Genomic DNA, 2,086 nt, shown 5'->3' with positions numbered 1-2,086 from the left:
GGCCGCTCGGCGACGACGCCGAGCGCGGCGAGCACGAGTCCGGCCCCGACGGACGCCCACCAGCGGCTCGTGACCTCCATTGGCTGTGACTCAGGGCGTGATCTCTTGAAAGTTGGCTTCCGGACGGCGACGAGACGCCGCCGATCGCCGCGTCGGGTTCGACGTGCCGGCGAGTCGTCCGATCCGGGGTCTCGTACGCTTTATATCGGTCGGGGTCGGAATGCGAATGTGTCGGCACGCTATCAGGGGCTCGCCGTGTTCGCCGCGGCGATCGTCATCGTCGTCGCCGTCGTCGGGGGGGTCGGTGCCGCTCCCACGCCCGGTCCGGGGGCGGACTCCGGCAACGAGACGGCCGACAACGGGACGCTCGCCCCGCACCAGGACCCCGAGGTGGTCCGGGAAGACGGCGATCCGGGACGCGTCGCGGACTACCTCTCGGCGCGGCTCGGCGCGCGGTTGAACGAGAGTGCGGTCGCGATCAGCGACAGGGAGTTCGAGCAGGCCCAAGCGCTCCTCGACGAGGGGTACGACGAGGACCTCGCGAAGTACGCGACCGTCGCCAGCGACATCGACGAGGAAGAGCTCGCGACGCAGTTCAACCTGACCCGCGAGGAGCAGGCGTCGCTGGCGGAATCGCTCCGGGAGTCAGAGGAGCTCGCCGCGGAGTACCAGCGCGCGGCCGGGAACGACGACGAGCGCGCTCGGGAACTGGCGCGGGAGCTGGTAGCGCAAGCCGAGGAGATCAATCAGACGACAGCCGGACTCGAAGACCGATACGGCGTCCTCGAAAACGGGACCGGCGTCGAACTCGACGGAGCACAGACCGCGATCGAGGAGGTTCGTCAAATGACCGGCGAGGCGGTGGCGGCGATCCAAGCCCGAGAGTTCACCGAGACGCGCCTCGTCGCCGAGACGAACCGGACCCGGATCGCGGCCGACGAACCGGCGAGGATCTCGGGCCGACTGACGACGGCGAACGGAACGCCCATCGAAAACGGCACCGTGCGCGTGCGACTCGGCAATGACACCGTGACGACCGAGACCGGGCCAAACGGGACGTACACCGCGACGTATCGGCCGATCTTGGCACCGTTGAACGCGTCGGCGGTCACCGTTGGGTACGCTCCCGAGCCGAGCAACCCGTACCTGCCCGCGACCGACACGGTCGCCGTCTCGATCACCGAACAGGCGGAAACGTCGATCGAACTGGAGAACGCGAGCGCGACGGCCGGGTTCGACGACACCGTTCGCGCGACCGGGGCCGTCGATGTCGCCGGCGTCGATCCGGGCGCAATCGGCAGTATCCCGGTGACGCTCAGTCTCGACGGGCGGCGACTCGCGACCGGTGAGACCGGTCCGAACGGACGCGTCGACCTCCAGGGGACGGTTTCGGCAACCATCCCGACGGGGGAAAACGAGTTCCGGGTGGCGATCGACCGGCGAAACGCGGCGATCGCTCGATCCACGGCCGTGACAACGCTTTCTGTCCGAGAGACGGCGACGGCGCTCTCGGTCGACGGGTCGATCGACGCGGCTGACGGTGGGAGTGAGGAAGGAAGTGACGGCCCCGACGACGGAGAGGCGGACACCCTGACCGTGTCCGGGCGTCTGACCACCGACGGCGGGGACGACCCCGAGCGCGGACTCGCGGGCCGGAGCGTCGCGCTCGCGGTCGACGGGACCGACATCGGAACCGTCGAGACGAACGCGGACGGGACGTACCGGACCACGGTCGCGGTGCCGGAGACGGTCACCGGCGGCGATCAGGTGTCGCTCACCGCGAGCTTCGACGGGACCGGAACGAACCTCGCCGAGAGCGTCGCGGAGGGCCAAGTCACCGTGCCGGCGACCGGCAGCGAGACGGATTGGCCGGAGATCGACCCCCTCGTCGTCGCCGGATTCGGAGCAGCACTCGTCGCGCTGGGGGCCGTCGTTCTTCTCCGGCGACGGACGGGAGATGCGCTCGAAGGCGCGAGACCGGGCACGGACGCGACGAGAGCCGGCACGGCGACCGCAGGCGACGAGACGAGACCGCAGACCGCCGCGACTGACCCCGTCACATCGCTGGTCGAGCGCGCACGAGCCG

1 protein-coding gene is annotated in these 2,086 nt (G+C 70.0%); it reads left to right on the top strand.

Translation table 11 applies throughout. The features are described from left to right. Positions 1–228: 228 nt before the first annotated feature. The coding region (locus BN903_RS06995) for a hypothetical protein (protein ID WP_048077049.1) at positions 229–2,086 on the top strand (1,858 nt) is incomplete at its 3' end.

It is taken from the genome of Halorubrum sp. AJ67 (genome assembly GCF_000513435.1).
Note: the sequence above shows the minus strand (reverse complement) of the source record. Positions and strands in the feature narration are given on the sequence as shown.